14 protein-coding genes and 1 riboswitch are annotated in these 15664 nt (G+C 67.5%); of the genes, 3 read left to right on the top strand and 11 right to left on the bottom strand.

Translation table 11 applies throughout. The features are described 5' to 3' along the window. Window positions 1-168: 168 nt before the first annotated feature. Entirely contained in the window at window positions 169-1695 is a 1527-nt protein-coding gene (locus tag EV649_RS29265; protein WP_130386824.1) for a DUF4185 domain-containing protein, read from the top strand. On the opposite strand, the gene EV649_RS29260 is transcribed toward EV649_RS29265, so the two are convergent. The 3 genes from EV649_RS29260 to EV649_RS29250 are packed head-to-tail and all read right to left on the bottom strand — an operon-like array spanning window position 1692 to window position 5492. Beyond that, window positions 1692-3041, bottom strand: coding sequence for a threonine/serine exporter family protein (locus tag EV649_RS29260; RefSeq protein WP_130386823.1), 1350 nt, complete (start codon window positions 3039-3041; stop codon window positions 1692-1694). The genes EV649_RS29265 and EV649_RS29260 overlap by 4 nt on opposite strands. Next, complete coding sequence (locus EV649_RS29255; protein ID WP_198682755.1) at window positions 3031-4008, bottom strand: sugar-binding transcriptional regulator; 978 nt, start codon at window positions 4006-4008, stop codon at window positions 3031-3033. The genes EV649_RS29260 and EV649_RS29255 overlap by 11 nt, the downstream gene beginning before the upstream one ends. Before the next feature lie 29 nt (window positions 4009-4037). Beyond that, the gene (locus tag EV649_RS29250) at window positions 4038-5492 is read right to left on the bottom strand and encodes a DUF4038 domain-containing protein (RefSeq protein WP_130386822.1); all 1455 of its coding nucleotides are present in this window, start codon (window positions 5490-5492) and stop codon (window positions 4038-4040) included. A gap of 47 nt (window positions 5493-5539) precedes the next feature. Then, window positions 5540-5673, top strand: a riboswitch (FMN riboswitch). 84 nt (window positions 5674-5757) lie between these two features. Here EV649_RS29250 and ribB point away from each other — a divergent pair. Next, window positions 5758-6372 carry a 3,4-dihydroxy-2-butanone-4-phosphate synthase gene (ribB, locus tag EV649_RS29245; RefSeq protein ID WP_130386821.1) on the top strand — a complete coding sequence of 205 codons (615 nt, stop codon included), beginning with the start codon at window positions 5758-5760 and terminating at the stop codon, window positions 6370-6372. On the opposite strand, the gene EV649_RS29240 is transcribed toward ribB, so the two are convergent. The 7 genes from EV649_RS29240 to EV649_RS29210 are packed head-to-tail and all read right to left on the bottom strand — an operon-like array spanning window position 6356 to window position 13198. Further along, window positions 6356-7324: a transketolase C-terminal domain-containing protein gene (locus EV649_RS29240; protein WP_130386820.1), complete on the bottom strand. Its 969-nt coding sequence runs from the start codon at window positions 7322-7324 to the stop codon at window positions 6356-6358. The two genes, ribB and EV649_RS29240, sit on opposite strands and share 17 nt — an antisense overlap. Continuing rightward, window positions 7321-8220: a transketolase gene (locus EV649_RS29235; RefSeq protein WP_130386819.1), complete on the bottom strand. Its 900-nt coding sequence runs from the start codon at window positions 8218-8220 to the stop codon at window positions 7321-7323. Before EV649_RS29235 ends, EV649_RS29240 begins: the two co-directional genes overlap by 4 nt. Then, the gene (locus tag EV649_RS29230; protein WP_130386818.1) at window positions 8217-9212 is read right to left on the bottom strand and encodes a sugar phosphate isomerase/epimerase family protein; all 996 of its coding nucleotides are present in this window, start codon (window positions 9210-9212) and stop codon (window positions 8217-8219) included. The genes EV649_RS29235 and EV649_RS29230 overlap by 4 nt, the downstream gene beginning before the upstream one ends. A gap of 17 nt (window positions 9213-9229) precedes the next feature. After that, window positions 9230-10117: a carbohydrate ABC transporter permease gene (locus EV649_RS29225; protein ID WP_130386817.1), complete on the bottom strand. Its 888-nt coding sequence runs from the start codon at window positions 10115-10117 to the stop codon at window positions 9230-9232. Then, window positions 10114-11013 (bottom strand): sugar ABC transporter permease, encoded by a 900-nt coding sequence (locus EV649_RS29220; RefSeq protein ID WP_130386816.1) that lies wholly within the window; start codon window positions 11011-11013, stop codon window positions 10114-10116. The genes EV649_RS29225 and EV649_RS29220 overlap by 4 nt, the downstream gene beginning before the upstream one ends. A gap of 2 nt (window positions 11014-11015) precedes the next feature. Beyond that, a complete protein-coding gene (locus EV649_RS29215; RefSeq protein WP_130386815.1) occupies window positions 11016-12308 on the bottom strand; it encodes an extracellular solute-binding protein in 1293 nt (430 codons plus the stop codon). Beyond that, entirely contained in the window at window positions 12305-13198 is an 894-nt protein-coding gene (locus EV649_RS29210; protein WP_198682754.1) for a nucleoside hydrolase, read from the bottom strand. Before EV649_RS29210 ends, EV649_RS29215 begins: the two co-directional genes overlap by 4 nt. A gap of 116 nt (window positions 13199-13314) precedes the next feature. Between EV649_RS29210 and EV649_RS29205 the strand changes: the two genes are divergently transcribed. Continuing rightward, window positions 13315-14721: an FGGY family carbohydrate kinase gene (locus EV649_RS29205; protein ID WP_130386813.1), complete on the top strand. Its 1407-nt coding sequence runs from the start codon at window positions 13315-13317 to the stop codon at window positions 14719-14721. On the opposite strand, the gene EV649_RS29200 is transcribed toward EV649_RS29205, so the two are convergent. Then, window positions 14708-15562, bottom strand: a complete 855-nt coding sequence (locus EV649_RS29200; RefSeq protein ID WP_130386812.1) for a hypothetical protein — start codon at window positions 15560-15562, stop codon at window positions 14708-14710. The genes EV649_RS29205 and EV649_RS29200 overlap by 14 nt on opposite strands. Between the last annotated feature and the right edge of the window lie 102 nt (window positions 15563-15664).

Below are 15664 nucleotides of genomic sequence, written 5' to 3'. Positions count from 1 at the left end.
TCGATCCTCCTCGTCGGCGATCAGCCGATGTTTCCAGTCGGTAACTCTAGCGGGTCGCCCGCGCAATAAACCACACGCCACCCGTTGACCGTCCCGACAACGCGCGGCTACGGTGGTCGGAAATCGATTTCTCAAACCAGCTCTCTGCAACCGCCCGAGGAGACCCTGATGCGGAAACGATGGTTGCTCGTCCTGCCTGCCCTGATCGGAGTGGCCGTCGTGCCTGCCGACCAGTCCCAACCCGCCCAGGCAACGGCCGTACCGTCGCCCGTCGAGCGGATCGCCAAGCTCACCGGTCCCGAGTCGATCAACGACACCGAGGCGCGCTTCGCCCTGAAGGCGACCGACCTCGGCGTCCTCTGGGACAACGGGTCCGGCGAGATCCTGACCGCGTTCGGCGACAGCTACGGCAGTGGCTGGACCGGACCGGGTGGCGGCGCAGGCGACCAGGCGACGATCGACTGGCGGTGCAACCTGCTCTTCCGCAGCAAGGACCGCAACCTGGCCGACGGGATGACGCTCGACTCGGCGGCGGAGGACCGGCCCGGTCATGCCAAGGAGTTCCTGCCCTGCAAGAAGATCGACCGCGACGAGCACACGGTGATCCCGACCGCGGGGGTCTCGGTCGGCAAGCGGCAGTACGTGCAGTACATGTCGGTCAACTACTGGGGTCCGGCCGGCAGCTGGTTCACGAACTACTCCGGCTTCGCGTACTCAGACGACAACGGCGAGAACTGGACCAAGGACACCGGCGCCCGCTGGCAGAACACCAAGTCCTGGGACGACAATTTCCAGATGGTTGCCCTGGCCAAGGACAAGGGCTACGTCTACATGATCGGTACGCCGAACGGCCGCTTCGGCAGCGCGCACCTGGCCCGGGTTCCCGAGCAACAAGTACTGCAGAAGAACGCCTGGCGGTACTGGGACGGCAGGACCTGGTCACCGCAGGAGACGGCCGCCGTACCGATCGCGGTCGGCCCGATCGGCGAGGTGTCGGTGCAGTGGAACGCCCATACCGGCAAGTGGCTGATGATGTATCTCGACGAGCACCGCGCCGCGATCGTGCTGCGCTCGGCGAAGGACCTCACCGGCCCGTGGAGCGGTGAACAGGTCGTCGTCAAAGGCACCGAATACCCAGGCCTCTACGGATCGTTCATGCATCCTTGGTCGTCAGGCCCGGACCTGTACTTCACGATGTCGCAGTGGGACCCGTACAACGTTTTCCTGATGCGCACCAAGCTCACCGACGACGGCCAGATCACCAACCTGGTCACGGATCCCGGCTTCGAGAGCCAAACCAGCGGTACGCCGTCCGCACCCTGGCAACTGAGCGGCACCGGCGGCATCGACCGCTCGAACCTCGGCCACACCGGCGCCAACAACGCGTTCGTCCGCGACTCGATCGGCACCCACCAGATCCAGCAAACCGTTGCCGTACGCCCGAATCACCGCTACCGCCTCTCCGCCTGGATCCGGACGGCGGAGAACAACTCCGAGACGATGCTCGGTGTCCGCACCTTGCGCGGACGCACGATCGCGCAACAGTCCGGCGGCGCGCACCCGCAGTACACGAAGGTCAGCGTCGACTTCGACTCCGGGCGGGAGTCGTTGATCCAGCTGTACGGCGGATTCTTCGGTCACGGTCAGGACGTGTGGCTGCAACTCGATGACTTGGCCCTGGAGGAGGTCCGCTAAGCAGCCCCTCGTCGGCGGCGGGTGCGGCGCGGGCCGGTGCGGCGCCGGATCGGACGGCGGGGGCCGACGAGGCGAGGACCGGCCAGGCGGTCCTCGAGACGGCGCGCCTCGCGGCGGATGGGTTGGGCGACGTACTCGCCGAGGATCAGGCCCGAGGCGAGTGCGACGCCGATCGCGACCGCGGTCGTGAGGCTGACGATGCCGATCAGCTGGCCGACGGCCATCAGCTCGTAGAGGCCCTTGTAGATCGTGAGCCCCGGCAGCAGCGGGATCGATCCGGCGACGACCACGACCAGCGGCGGTACGCCGGTCCGCCGGCCGCTGGAGTAGCCGCCCAGACCGACGACGAAGGCAGCGGCCGCAGTGGACCAGGCCGGCCCGAAAGATGCCCTCGTCATCAAGGTGAAGATCAGCGAGGCCAGCGCACCCATCACGGCGACCGGCAGCAACGCGCGCAGGGGTGCGTACGACGCGTAGGCGAACGCGACCGCCATCACCGCGCCGGAGATCACCATGATCGGGAGGTTCGCCAGCTGGATCGTCTGGGGTTCGATCCCGACATTGAGACCGAGCTTAAGTCCCAGCGTGAGACCCAGCGAAACACCGGCGATGATCCCGCCGGTGAGCAGCATCGCTTCCAGGCTCCGGGCCGCGGCGGTCACGTAGTACCCGGTGATCGCGTCCTGAACGGCACCGGTCAGGGCGATCCCGGCCAGCAGCATGATGATGCCGGCGGCAACGACCAGGGACGGTTTCACCGGCGCGTGTACGGCGTACAGGACCAGGGCGACCGCGGTCGCCACGAACGCTCCGGCGACCTGCTGGTAGAACGCAGGGAGTCGCTGCCGGTTGAACCACCGGTTGTTCAGGTCGATCACGATCGCGGTCAGCACCGCCAGCAACGTGATCAGCCAGCCACCGCCGAGCAGCAGCGTCGCCCCACCGGCCATCACACCCCAGGCCAGCACTGCACTCCAGCGCGGGTACGGCGGACCGGCCGACGTCATCCGGGCGAGTTCGCGCGACGCCTCCTCGCGGGTCACGTCGCCGCGGGCGAACCGTCGTACCAGCCGGTCGACGTCGGTCAGCCGGGAGAAGTCCTGCGACCGGTAGCGGACCAGCCGGATGTGCGTCTCGGGCGCGACGTCCGGCGCCTCCTGGTACGAGACCGCCATCGAGGTGAACGTGATGTCGACTTCGCAGCCGCGCAGTCCGCCGGCCGCGGTGACACCGAGGATCGTGGCGGTCGCGTCCGCCGTACCGGCGCCGCTGGACAGCAGCACCTCACCGACCCGCAAGGCCAGGTCGATGGTGGCGTAAACCTCCCGCTGCTCGTCAGGCTCCATCGAGCAAGCGATGGGCCATCGCGAGGTCGGTGATCAGGATGTTGACCCAGCCGCCGAGCAGGGCCGCGCGGATCGCGGAGTACTTGCGGTCGCCGCCGGCCACCCCGATCCGGCGCGGCACCGCCAGCAACTCCTTCGCGGTCACCCCGATGACCCGCTGGTCGAACGTCGAGCGCACGAGCTTTCCCTCTTCGTCGAAGAACCGGAAACACACGTCCCCGACAGCACCGAGCCGGCGCAACTCGTCCTGGTCGGCCTCCGCGACCGCGTTGCCACTTCGCTGCAGCAGCGGCGAGGGCTCGAGGCTGCCGATCCCGACCAGGGCGTCGGTGAGCTGTCCCCAGGTGCCCAGAACGTCCCGAACGGACACATCGTTCATCATCGCCCGGCGTACGGCGGGGGTCCCGACCAGTCCGGGAGCGGGCAGGTAGACCGGCATCCCACCGGTCAGCTCGGCGAACCGCGCGGTCAGCCGGGTGGCCTGCATCTGCACCGCGGCGTCGCCCAGCCCGCCGACAATCTGGACCACCTTGTCGACGACCGGCACGCTCTTGCGCGGCATCCGGTCGACCGCGCTGATCAGCGTCTCGCTCCAGGACGAGATCCCGACCACGTGCCCGCCGGTCAGCGTCATGTCCAGGTACGCCGCTGCGCCCGAGCCGAGCGCGGGCAGTACGTCGTCCCCCACGCCAAGGGTGTCGACGACGACCGCGTCACGCAGCCCGTACCGGCCCTGCAGTTCGTCCTCGAGATCGCTGTGCACGCCGCTCGGCATGGTCACCACGGTGTGCACGATGCCGACCTCGACGGCCTGTTTCAGCATCCGGGAGACGCGCGCCTGGGACAGGTTCAGCTCGGCGGCGATCTGCGGCTGGCGGATGCCCTTCTCGTGGTACATCCGCGCCACCTTCGCGAGCAGCCGCAGCTCGTCCAGCCCGGGCTGGCGCACCGCGCGGTTGCTGTTCACGACACCCCTCTCAAGACGATCAACCTGGACTATAGGCAGATGTAGACCCTCGGCGCGCCACCAACATCAGGCAATGGACTCTGCGGCGTGTCCCGTTTGCCGGTCGCCACCACCGACCCGTCCCGCGGATCGACGATCGTGTAGCCCAGCGGCACGGTGGGGTCGAACACCATCACCGGCCCGCCGTTCTCGCGGTACACGATCAGGCCGCCCTCCGCCGTACTCAGCGCTCGCCCCGAGATCGTCCGGGTCCAGTCCGGCGCCATGTCGGTGGTCGGCACCCCGTCGAGGATCTTCCCGAGCAGTCCGACGTACGTCGAGCCTTCGAAGTCGATCGCCTCGCGCCAGCCCGCGCCCGGCGCGAGGAAGAAGTCGGAGTGCCCCGGCTCCTCCGCGTGCAGCCGCCACTGCCACAGGCTCCCCGCGCCGTAGACGACGCCCATCGTGCCGCCCGCACACAGGTTGCTCCACGCCTCGTGGCCCTGCCACCAGCCCTCAGCCACGCCGGTCCGGCCGGTGTGCTCGTACGTCGGCTCGCCGTTGGCGACCGCCTTCACCGGCTCGTTCCGCCACATGTCCGCGACGCGTTCCGGCACGTGCTCGCCGGTGTGCCCGGTCTGACACCACTGGAAGTCCAGCCAGTCCGCGTCCTGATGAGCACGCGCGCGGATGTGCGGCCGGTAATGGATACCCGTCGGCTGCTCGTAGCAGTCGGCGGCGTGCACCTCGGCTCCTCCGGCGGCAGTCTGCGGCTCGGCACCAGAGCCGTCCCCGCCGACCAGGTAGACGGCCGGCCGAGCGCCGTACCGCGCGACGAGATAGCGGCAGTAGGCGGCGTACTCCGATGGCGGTACGACGGTGCCCGCGACATCGAGGCCCTTCCAGCCGAAGCCGTGGAACACCGGCTGCAGGACCGGTACCAGACCGTGCTCGACCAAGATGTCGAGCAGTACGTCGAGGTACTGGAAGTACTCGACGTTCATCCGGTTCAGGTGACCGTCGGCGAGATCCTCGAAGCCGATCGCGAACCCTTCGTCCTGGGTCCGGTCGCGCGGCCCGACGGCGCGCATGTCCGGTTGGACGGTCATCAGCAGGACTGCGTTGAACCCCTTCGCCTGCCGGTCGGCGGCGTACTCGCGGACCTGGTCAGGGGTCGCCCGCCACGGCAGCGCCCACGCGGTGTCGGCGACCAGCAGAGCAGGCGTCCCGTCGGCGTGCACCAGGCTGCGACCACCGGGCGACATGCGCCAGAAACCGTGCCGGTAGAACGGGTTCGCCTCGTCAGTTGGAGCCTCGGCGACGTGCAGTTCACCGCCCGACCACGTCCACGAACCGGCAAGTGGCGGAGCGAAACGGACCCGATGCGTGTCACCGCCGTCCCAGAACGCCGGGCGCCGGAGCCGTCGGCCGCTCTCGTGCTCGAACTCGACCCACTCGGAGGTAGCCGGCAGCTCGATCCCCTGCCAGACAGATGAGATGGACATGACACTCCAGGGATGCTCGTTGCCGTTAAGCTGATGGTGAGAAGAACACACGTGCTCTGGGGTCGGTGAAATTCCGAGCCGGCGGTAACAGTCCGCGACCCGTGACTTCGTGAGAAGGAGCGGTTGACCCGGTGGAACTCCGGGACCGACGGTGAAAGTCCGGATGGGAAGACGCACGTGGCAGCTGCACGTCCCTGGAACGGGGGCGTGGAGCTTGTCGTTGCCCCGGAGTGCTCACGAATGCATTGCCGAGAGGACAACGATCGTGAACACCGTGACCAGCCTGGACACCATCGAACATGCTGTCGCCGAGCTCGCCGCCGGACGGCCGGTCGTGGTCGTCGACGACGAGGACCGCGAGAACGAAGGCGACCTGACCTTCGCCGCGAGCCTCGCGACGCCCGAACTGATGGCCCTGCTCGTCCGTCACACCAGCGGTTACGTCTGCGCGCCCGCGGCACCGGAGATCCTGGACCGTCTTGAGCTCCCGCTGATGGTGCCGAACAACCAGGACAGCCTGCGTACGGCGTACACCGTGTCGGTGGATGCGGCGACCGGTGTCGGGACCGGCATCTCCGCCGCGGACCGGGCGCGGACCGTCCGCGTGCTGGCCGATCCCTCGGCGCAGCCCGCGGACCTGATCCGGCCCGGTCACATCCTGCCGTTGCGCGCCGTCGACGGCGGAGTCCGGCAGCGGCCCGGTCACACCGAGGCCACCGTCGAACTCGTCCGGCTCGCCGGACTGCCGCCGGTCGGCGTGATCGGCGAACTCATGAACGACGACGGCACGCTGATGGCAGGCGCGGATCTGCGCGCGTTCTCCGACGCTCATGGCTTCGCGATGATCTCGATCGCGGATCTCGTCACTTACCTGTCTTGAACAGCTTGCGGGCGGCGTCCGCAATGCCCTCGGCGGAGAGACCGTACCGGTCCAGCAAATAGCCGGCCGACCCCGTGGGCGCGAACTCGGGGAACCCGAGGATCGACACCCGCGCCGGATGATGCTGTACGACGGTCTCCGCGACGGCACCGCCGAGGCCGCCGCCGGACACCGCTTCCTCGGCGGTGACGATGCCGGCCGTCTCCCGCGCGGCCGCGACCACGGCGTCGGTGTCCAGCGGCTTCACCGTCGGCATCGACAGCACCCGGGCCGAGATCCCTTCCTCCGCGAGCCGTTCGGCGGCGGCCAGCGCCCGCCACAGCACGGTCCCGTTACTGATTACGGTGACATCGTTGCCCTCTCGCACCGTGATCGCCTTGCCCAGCTGGAACTCGTAGTCGTCGGCGTACACCTTCGGCACGCTCATCCGGCTGACCCGGATGAACACCGGTCCCTCCGAGGAGGCGGCCCAACGGAGCGCGGCCGCGGTCTCGATCGGGTCGGCGGGCACGATGATCCTCATCCCGGCGATGGCCCGAAGCCAGGCGATGTCCTCGATCGAGTGATGCGTCGGCCCGAGTTCGCCGTACGCGACGCCTGGGCTCATGCCGCAGAGCTTGACGTTGGTGTTCGAGTACGCGACGTCGGCCTTGATCTGCTCGAGCGCGCGGGCGGTGAGGAAGCAGGACGCCGCCGACACGAACGGGATCCGGCCGCCGTTGGCCAGCCCGGACGCGACGCCGACCATGTCCTGCTCGGCGATCCCGACGTTGATCAGCCGGTCCGGAAACGCCTTGCGGAAGCTGTTCAGCTTGCTCGACCCGACCGAGTCGTTGACCACGCCAACGATCCGGTGGTCGGCCTCGGCCAGCTCGGCGAGTGTCTCGACGTACGCGTCCCGGCAGTCGTACCGCGGCTGATCCGCGATCGACGTACGGACGATGGTCGTCATACCCGCCCCCTGTCGTAGCGCGCCAACTCGGTCAGCGCCTGCTGGTACTCCGCCGCGTCCGGCACACGGTGGTGCCAGGCGACGTTGTTGCTCATGAACGAGATCGGATGGCCCTTGTGCGTATGGGCAATCACGAAGGTCGGCTTGCCCGGCCGGAACGGTACGGCGGACAGCACGTCGAGCAGCTCGCCGTGGTCGTGACCGTTCACCTCCACCACCGCGAACCCGAACGCCGCCGCCTTCTCCGGCAACGGGTCGAGGTCGTTGGTCTCCTTGGTGGTCGCGCCCTGCTGCAGCCGGTTCCGGTCGACGATTACGGTCAGCCGGTCCAGCTGGTACTGCGAGGCCGCCATCATCGCCTCCCAGTTCGAGCCCTCCTGCAGCTCGCCGTCGCCGACCAGCACATAGGTACGGCGCAGCGAGACGTCGAGCTTCGCCGACAGGGCATGACCGACGGCGATCGGTAGGCCGTGCCCGAGCGGACCGGTGTTGGCCTCGACGCCGGCGACCTTGTTCCGGTTCGGGTGCCCGTTCAGCGCGGACAGCGGCTTGAGGAACGTCGCGAGCTCCTCGACCGGCAGGAACCCGAAGGCCGCCAGCGTGGTGTAGAGCGCCCCCGCGACGTGCCCCTTGCTCAGGATGAAACGGTCCCGCTCGGGGTCGTTCACCGTCGCGGGCGAGATGTCGAGCACAGCGCCGTACAGCGTGGCCAGGATGTCGATCGCGGAGAAGTCACCGCCGATGTGCCCGGCGCCGGCGTGGTGGACCAGCTTGAGGTCCTGGATCCGGATCTGTTTGGCGGCCTCGGCGATGTGCGCAATCTGCTCGGCGCGACTGCTGTGGACCGGCAGCCGGCCGAGCACCGGCATCGTGGTGTGTTCGACGGTCAGCGTCATGCCAGCTCCGCCATCGAACTCAGCAGCACCTTCTGGACCAGCTTCTGAGCGGCGAGCGCGTCGTGCGAGGCTTGCGCAGCGGCGAGGGCTTCGTCATCCAGTACGTCGAGCGCGTGGTGGATCGCCTTCAGGAAGGTGATCGCCTGCTTCGCGGCCTGCACGCTGTCCTCGCGGAACGGGAACTGGTCGAGCTGCCAGACGCCCTCCCAGTTGTTCTTGCGCAGCGTGTGGAAGAACTCGAACGTCTCCACCAGGTGCACCGAGCCGACCACCATGTCGTCGTCCCAGCCGCGCAGGTTGTCGTTGACGTCGATCGCGAACAACCGGCCGTAGTCGATCGCCAGCTGCGCCGCGTCGGCCGGCGTCTCCTGGCCGTACAGCGAGTGGCCGAAGTCGAGCAGGATGCCCAGGTTGGGCAGGCCGATCTTCTCGATGCCGAGCAGCGTGCGGGCGACGTTCGGGAAGATGATCTTCACCCGCGGCTCGCGCGGCTTGTACTCGATCACGAAGTTGATGTCCGGGTGTGCGGACACCAGTTCCTTCAAGCCGTCGAGCGCCAGGTTCCAGATGGCGTGGTAGTTCACCTGGAACGGGTAGTCCCAGCCGTCCTGCCCCGGCCACAGCTTCACGTACGAGCAGCCCAGGTCCTTGGCGAGTTCGGTTGCCTGATGCAACAGCTCCAGTGCCTGCTTGCGGACGGCCGGGTCCGGGTTCGTCAGCGAGCCCTTGACGAAGTCGCGGGTGTAGATCTCCGGCGTGATCGCGATCGCCTTCAGGTTGTTCCGCTGCAGCGCGGCCTTCACCTCGTCGAGCGTCCCGTCGTACCCGGCGAACGGCCAGTTCAGGTCGACGACGGACAGGTCGCCGACCGCACCGGCGCGGTCGATCTGTTCGAGCAGTCCGACGGGATCGCCGTACCCGTCGGTGGCATAGCGGTCCTTGTACGTCGCGAAGTGCCAGATCCCTGCGCCGAAGACCGGCATGTCAGTCATGTTTCCTCCATATGTGATCAACCCTTGAGCGAGCCGGCAGTGAGTCCGCCGACGATCCAGCGCTGCAGCAGCGTGTAGGCGATGAGAATCGGCACCACGGCGATCAGGATGCCTGCCGCGAGACCGGTGTTGTTGTTGGCGAACTGCCCCTGGAAGTTCAGCAGCCCGACCGGGATGGTCTTGTGCGCGTCGGAGTTCAGCAGGATCAGCGCGAACAGGAACTCGTTCCAGGTCGCGACCGCGTCCAGGATCGCCACCGTGACCAGGGCCGGGACCGAGAGCGGCAGGATGATCGTGAAGAACACCCGCCAGTCGCCGGCGCCGTCCACCCGGGCGGCCTCGATGATCTCGTCCGGGAGCTGCCGGAAGAACGACTGCAGCACCAGCACCTCGAACGGGATCCCGAACGCCAGGTACGGCCCGATCAGCCCGAAGATGCTGTCGGTCGCACCCGCCGAGCGCATCATGATGAAGACCGGGACGATCGTGATGTAGATCGGGATGGTCAGCCCGAGGAACACCGTGAACATCACCGTCCGGCGGAACTTCATCCGCAGCTTGGCCAGCGCGAACCCGAGCATCGCCGACACCAGCACGCCGAGCGGCACCTTGATCAGGGCCAGGATGGCGCTGTTCTTGTACGTCGTGGCGAAGTTGCCGATCCCCCACGCGTCCTTGAAGTTCGACCAGGTCAGCTGATCGGGCCAGGACAACGGCCCGTTCCCGATGAAGTCGGCCAGCGGGCGGACCGCGGTGATCACCAGCAGTGCCAGCGGCGAGATCCAGAAGAGCGCTACCACCGCCAGGACCAGCGTCATCACCAGCCCACGCTTGCCCCTCGGCGCCTTCGTAGGCTCGGCAGAGTCGAGCGGCACGTCGACCCGAACTGGAGCTGTCAACGTCATGACGCCTCCTTCGTCTGCGAGCGTACGTACGGGATGCCGACCGCGATGGCGACGAGCGTGATCACGACGGCGATCGCGGTGCCGTAACCGGCCTGGTAGTACTGGAAGACGTTGAAGTACATCCACGTCCCCATCACCTGCGTCGACGTACCCGGGCCGCCGTACGTCATCGCGTAGATCATGTCGAAGACCTTGAACGAGTCGATCAGGGACAGCGCCAGCACGATGTAGTGCGCCGGCCGCAGGCTCGGCATCGTCACGTTCCAGAACTGCTGCCACTTCGACGCACCGTCGACGGTCGCCGCCTCGTAGAGCTCGTTCGGGATGCCCTGCAGCGCGGCCAAGTAGAGGAGCATCGGGAAGCCGGTCCGCAACCAGATCGCCGGCACCATCACGGCCCACAAGGCGGTCGAGTCCTGCCCGAGCCAGGGCTGTGCCAGTCCGTCCAGCCCGATCAGCCGCAGGAACGAGTTGATCGCGCCGTACTGCGGGTTGTAGAGCCAGCCCCAGATGCTCGCGATGGAAACGAGCGGCAGGACGGCGGGCGTGTAGAAGATCAGCCGCAGGATCGGCTTGCCGTGCACCTTTCCGTTGAGCGCGATCGCCAGCAGCAGACCGATGACGGTCGGTACGGCGATCGTGACCACGGTCCAGATCAGGTTGTTCTTCACCGCGGTCACGACGACCGGGTCGCTGGGCATCTTGAGGTAGTTGTCCAGGCCAACGAACTTGTACGTCGCGCTCAGGCCGTCCCAGTTGGTCAGGCTGAACCACAGTGACGACAACGCTGGGTACACCAGGAACCCGACGTACACGATGAGCGCAGGCAGGGCGAACAACCACGGGGACCAGCGGCCGCGACGTTTCGGTTTGGAGAGCGCGACTGTCGTTGCCATACTCAGCTCTTCGCCCAGGCCGAGACGATCTCCTGCATCTTCTTCGCCGCCGCGTCCGGCTTGACCGAGCCCTGCAGCAGGTCGCTCTGCACGCTGAAGTACTGGTCCGCCTGCTTCTTCGGGAACGCCTGGTCCTGGATCGTGTAGAACGGGTTGCTGCCGTACTTCTGCGCCCACTCGGCCGCGAGCGGCAGCGTCTTCGGGTCAGGCTCCGCACCCTTGACCGTGGAGGCGGTGACCTGCAGCGCCTTCTGGGTCGCCGGCTGGATGATGAAGTCGATCAGCGCCGCGGCCTTGTCCGCGTTGCCGGACTTCGCGTTGATCATGTAGCCCTCGACGAAACCGGAGTGCCGGGCCGGAGTCTTGTCGGTCGGCAGTTCGAAGGTGCCGAAGGCGGACGAGCTCTTCTTGGCCGACAGGATCGCCGCCGCCTCGGTCCAGGGACCGGTGATCGTGTATGCCGTCTTGCCCTGGACATAGGCCGGCTCGATATCGGCCGGGTCGAGGCCGAGTGCACCCTGTGGCAACCACTTCTTGTCCTGCCACTTCTTGAACAGGGCGAACGCCTCGACCACCTCGGGCCGGTCCCAGCTCTCGTCCCCGGTCAGCAGCTTGTCGTGCAGCTCAGGTCCGGCGGTGTGCTCCAGCAGGTACTCGAACAGGCGCATGATGTCCCAGCCGTACTTCCCGCCGAGACCACACGGCGTCACGCCGACCGCGACGAGTTTGTCGTTGATCGCCTCCAGCTCGGCATAGCTCTTCGGCGGTCCGCTCACACCGGCCTTGGCGAACAAGGACTTGTTGTACCAGGCACCGATTCCGAGGGACACGAACGGCACTCCGGCCTTCATCCCCTCGAACGTCATCCCGCCGATCGCCTGGGTGTTGATCTTCGAGTCCCAGCCGTACTTGGAGTAGTACGGCGACAGGTCGAGCGACTGCTTCGCCTTCGCGAAGGGCGCTCCGATCTGACCGCCCCAGATCCGCCAGACATCCGGGCCCTTGCCGCCGAGCAGCTCCGTGCGCAGCTTGTCCGGATAGACCGCCGCCCCGGAGCCCGGCAGGCTGTCCACGGTCGTCGTCGTACCGTTCTGCTCGTCGAACTTCTTGAGCTGTGCCTTCAGCAGCCCGATCGTCTCGTCACCCTCGTAGGTGAACAATCGCAGATTGTTCGACGCCGCCTGGGTGGCTCCCCCGCCGGTCGACGTACCACCGCCGGTGCAGGCGGACAGACCGGCGCCGAGTGCGGCGGCGGACGTGAGACCGAGGAAACCACGGCGACTGAACGTGCTCATGAAGCGCTCCTTTGACGGGCAAAACGGCGGATCTTGGCGAACATGTCCTCCAGCAGGAAGCGGACGTCGACCTGCTCGCAGACCTGGATGGGGTTGTCGGTGCCCGGCAGGTACCAGCCGTCGACACCGAAGCGCGGCGCCGGACGGGTCCGGAAGTTGCCGCTGTGCGGGTAGAGCATCAGGGAGATGGCAGGCGAGTCGCCGAGGGAGCGGGACTCGATCGGCTCGCCGTGGTACGTCGCGTTCCACTCGATCAGCTGCTCGATGAGGTACTTGCCCAGCGGACCGGCGTCGCCGATCTTCTCCTCGAGCTCCGCGTAGCTGACCGAGACCTTCGTATAGACGTCGCTCGGGACCTGCCAGACCGTGATCCCGGAGCCGAACACCACGTTGGCGGCGTGGATGTCGTTGGACAGGTTGAACTCCATCCGGTGGTCGGCCGCGTAGCCGTTGTAGCCGCGACCGCCGATCCAGACCACGATCACGTTCCGGTGCACGAGCTCCGGGTCGAGCAGGATCGCCGACGCCATGTCGGTGAGCGGGCCGAGGAACGACACGAACAGCGGATCGCCTTCGGAGGCCAGCTTGGACTCCTCGATGATCAGCCGCGCGCCGGGCGAGTCGAGCGGTGTCTGCTCGTCCGGGATGCCGGTGGCGGCGCCGTTCGCGACGGTGACCTGACCGGTCAGATCCATCAGGTCCAGCAGTAGGTCGATCTCCTCGCGGGACTCCTCCATGCTGCGGTCCGACCGCCAGGTGCCGAAGTGCGCGGGGATCAGGCCGCGGACGTCGAAGGTCGGCGACAGCAGCCCGTGCACGATCGCGAACTGGTCGTCCGCCTCGTTCTTGGCATCGGTGTTGATGATCACCCGGCGTCTACTCGGCCTCACGCGGTCTCCTCCGGCTCTGATTGCGAATAGATATTCAGTAGTGCATAGCCTGTCGCCATGAGTGTCACCACGCGGCTAGAGTCACGTCAAGAGCTCAGTTGAAACTTGGAGGGGCGATGGTCCAGGCGGTACTCGCGGTCGACCAGGGCACGACCAACTCCAAAGCCGCCTTGGTCACCGCCGCCGGCCACGTCCTCGCCACCGCCTCCGCCCCGGTCGGCTTGTCCACGCCACGCCCGGGCTGGGTCGAACAGGACGCGAGCGATCTCTGGCAGAGCGTCCTCACCGCAATCGCCGCCTGCACTTCGTCGTCCACCGCGGTCGACGTCGTGGGGCTGGCGCTTTCCACCCAACGGGAGTCCGTCGTGGGCTGGACCCGGTCGGGCGAACCAGTCGGACCCGTTCTCGGCTGGCAGGACGTACGGACCGCCGAGTGGTGCGCTCAACTCCCCTCGACCGTCGACGACCTGGTCCGCCGACGAACCGGACTGCGCGTGGACGCGATGTTCTCCGCCCCCAAGATGCGCTGGCTCCTCGACCGGTCCGACGCGTACGTCGGCACCGTCGACGCCTGGCTGATCCATCGGCTGACTGGTTGCCAGGAGCACCTGACCGAGGCCGGGAACGCCTCCCGGACCTTGCTCTACGACACGGTCGAGCTCGACTGGTCAACGGAATTGCTCGAAGCATTCAACGTGCCCCGCCCAGCGCTCCCCGACGTACGGCCGTCGAACGCCGGCTTCGGAGTCACGAACGGCGTACCAGGGCTGGCCGACGGGATCCCGATCGTGGCTGTGCTGGCGGACTCACATGCGGCGATGTACGGGCAGGGCTGCACGCAAGCGGGGATGGCGAAGGCGACGTACGGGACCGGCTCGTCGGTGATGACGCCGGTCGCAGGCTTCGTGCCGAGCGGGTGCACGCTCGCCTGGCTCACCGATCGGCCGATGTACGCGCTGGAAGGGAACATCGTGTCGTCCGGGGCCGCGCTCGCCTGGACGGCCGATCTCCTCGGACTGCCAGATGTTGGCGCATTGACGGCACTCGCGGCGACAGTCCCCTCGACCGAGGGCGTCGTACTGGTGCCGGCCTTCGCGGGGCTCGGGGCGCCGCACTGGGATCGTGAAGCGCGGGCGGCGTTGACCGGGATGAGCAGCTCGACCACGCGGGCGCACATCGCGCGGGCGGCGGTTGACGCGGTCGCTCACCAGATCTGCGACATGACGGACACCATTCCCGGCACGCTCAGCAGTCTCCGCGCGGACGGCGGCGCGACGGTTTCCGGCCTGCTCATGCAGACGCAGGCGGATCTGCTCGGACACCCGGTCGAGGCTGCCGACGTACCGGAGATTTCTGCTTTGGGGGTGGCCGAGCTGGCGTGGACCACGCTCGGTGAGACGACCGGCTGGGCCGGTAAGCGGTCCTTCCGGACGTTCGAGCCCGGTCCCGACGCCGGCGATCGTGGCCGGCGTCGAGCCGAGTGGGCCCAGGCGGTCGCCTCGGTGCGCGTCAGGCCAGCTTGATCCGGAACACAGCCAGCCGGGCGTCATGGCCGTCGACGCTCATCGGGATCGCCTTGGTCCCGACGAGATCGAGACGAACCGTACCGTCGCCGGGCAGCCAGTTGATCCGGTCGATGCCGTGGGCAAACACCTTGTGCTCGGCCTCCTGGCCGGTCGCCTGGTCGTAGCCGGGATTGTTGGTGTCCGCGGTCCAGATCACCAGGTGACCGTTGTTGTGGTGGGCCATCACGCGCTCGCGGTGGAGCTTCTTGTGCAGCTCCCACTCGTCGCGGAGGTTCGGGTTGTTGTCGCCGTTGTAGGCGCCCGCGATGTAGTGCGAGTTGATCAGGGCGAACTTCAGGCCCGGGTGCGCGGTGTGCTCGACGACCACCTCGTTGATGAAGCGCGGCGGAGTCACGTTGGCGATACCGCCGTGGACGAACGTCTGCTTCGAGTTCACGATCTTCCACGGCTCCGGGACCGAGATCGGGACCCGGAAGGACTTGGGGTCGCGCAGGAACGCGTTCCGGTACTTGCCCCCGAAGTACCGCGTGATCATCGGCACCTCACCCGAGTCGCCCTCACCGATCTCCTGCCAGCCGACGAACGGCCGGTTGCCCGGGTCGCCACCACGGACCGCCCGGATCGCCGCCTCCCGAGCGTCGAGGTGCTTGCGTCCGATGTTGGCCGTGATGACCGGCAGCCGGAACCATCCCGTCCCCGCCGCAGCTCCCGACGCTGCTTCCGCCGGCCGGGCCGCTGATGCCGATTGGGCCGCGGCCACCGAACCGAGCGTAGCCGCGCCGGCCAGCGCACCACCCCCGAGCAACAGAGCCTGCCGTCTACTGATCCTTTGGGCCATGACCACCTCCGCAAGAGTCCGGCACCGTGGCCGGAGGGCGTATGTCTTGTTGACGGGCTACGACGTAGCCAACCTCACAGCCGTTCCACCGGGGTGTTGGAG

This window comes from Kribbella sp. VKM Ac-2569 (assembly GCF_004216905.1).
GTDB lineage: Bacteria > Actinomycetota > Actinomycetes > Propionibacteriales > Kribbellaceae > Kribbella.
The sequence above is the reverse complement of the archived record's forward strand: the minus strand, read 5'-3'. Positions and strand labels throughout refer to the sequence as shown.

Bases quoted from the DNA above. Each gene is read 5' to 3' on its own strand.
- EV649_RS29265 (WP_130386824.1), top strand. From the start codon at position 169: ATGCGGAAACGATGGTTGCTCGTCCTGCCTGCCCTGATCGGAGTGGCC.
- EV649_RS29260 (WP_130386823.1), bottom strand. From the start codon at position 3,041: ATGGAGCCTGACGAGCAGCGGGAGGTTTACGCCACCATCGACCTGGCC.
- EV649_RS29250 (WP_130386822.1), bottom strand. From the start codon at position 5,492: ATGTCCATCTCATCTGTCTGGCAGGGGATCGAGCTGCCGGCTACCTCC.
- EV649_RS29240 (WP_130386820.1), bottom strand. From the start codon at position 7,324: ATGACGACCATCGTCCGTACGTCGATCGCGGATCAGCCGCGGTACGAC.
- EV649_RS29235 (WP_130386819.1), bottom strand. From the start codon at position 8,220: ATGACGCTGACCGTCGAACACACCACGATGCCGGTGCTCGGCCGGCTG.
- EV649_RS29230 (WP_130386818.1), bottom strand. From the start codon at position 9,212: ATGACTGACATGCCGGTCTTCGGCGCAGGGATCTGGCACTTCGCGACG.
- EV649_RS29225 (WP_130386817.1), bottom strand. From the start codon at position 10,117: ATGACGTTGACAGCTCCAGTTCGGGTCGACGTGCCGCTCGACTCTGCC.
- EV649_RS29220 (WP_130386816.1), bottom strand. From the start codon at position 11,013: ATGGCAACGACAGTCGCGCTCTCCAAACCGAAACGTCGCGGCCGCTGG.
- EV649_RS29215 (WP_130386815.1), bottom strand. From the start codon at position 12,308: ATGAGCACGTTCAGTCGCCGTGGTTTCCTCGGTCTCACGTCCGCCGCC.
- EV649_RS29205 (WP_130386813.1), top strand. From the start codon at position 13,315: ATGGTCCAGGCGGTACTCGCGGTCGACCAGGGCACGACCAACTCCAAA.
- EV649_RS29200 (WP_130386812.1), bottom strand. From the start codon at position 15,562: ATGGCCCAAAGGATCAGTAGACGGCAGGCTCTGTTGCTCGGGGGTGGT.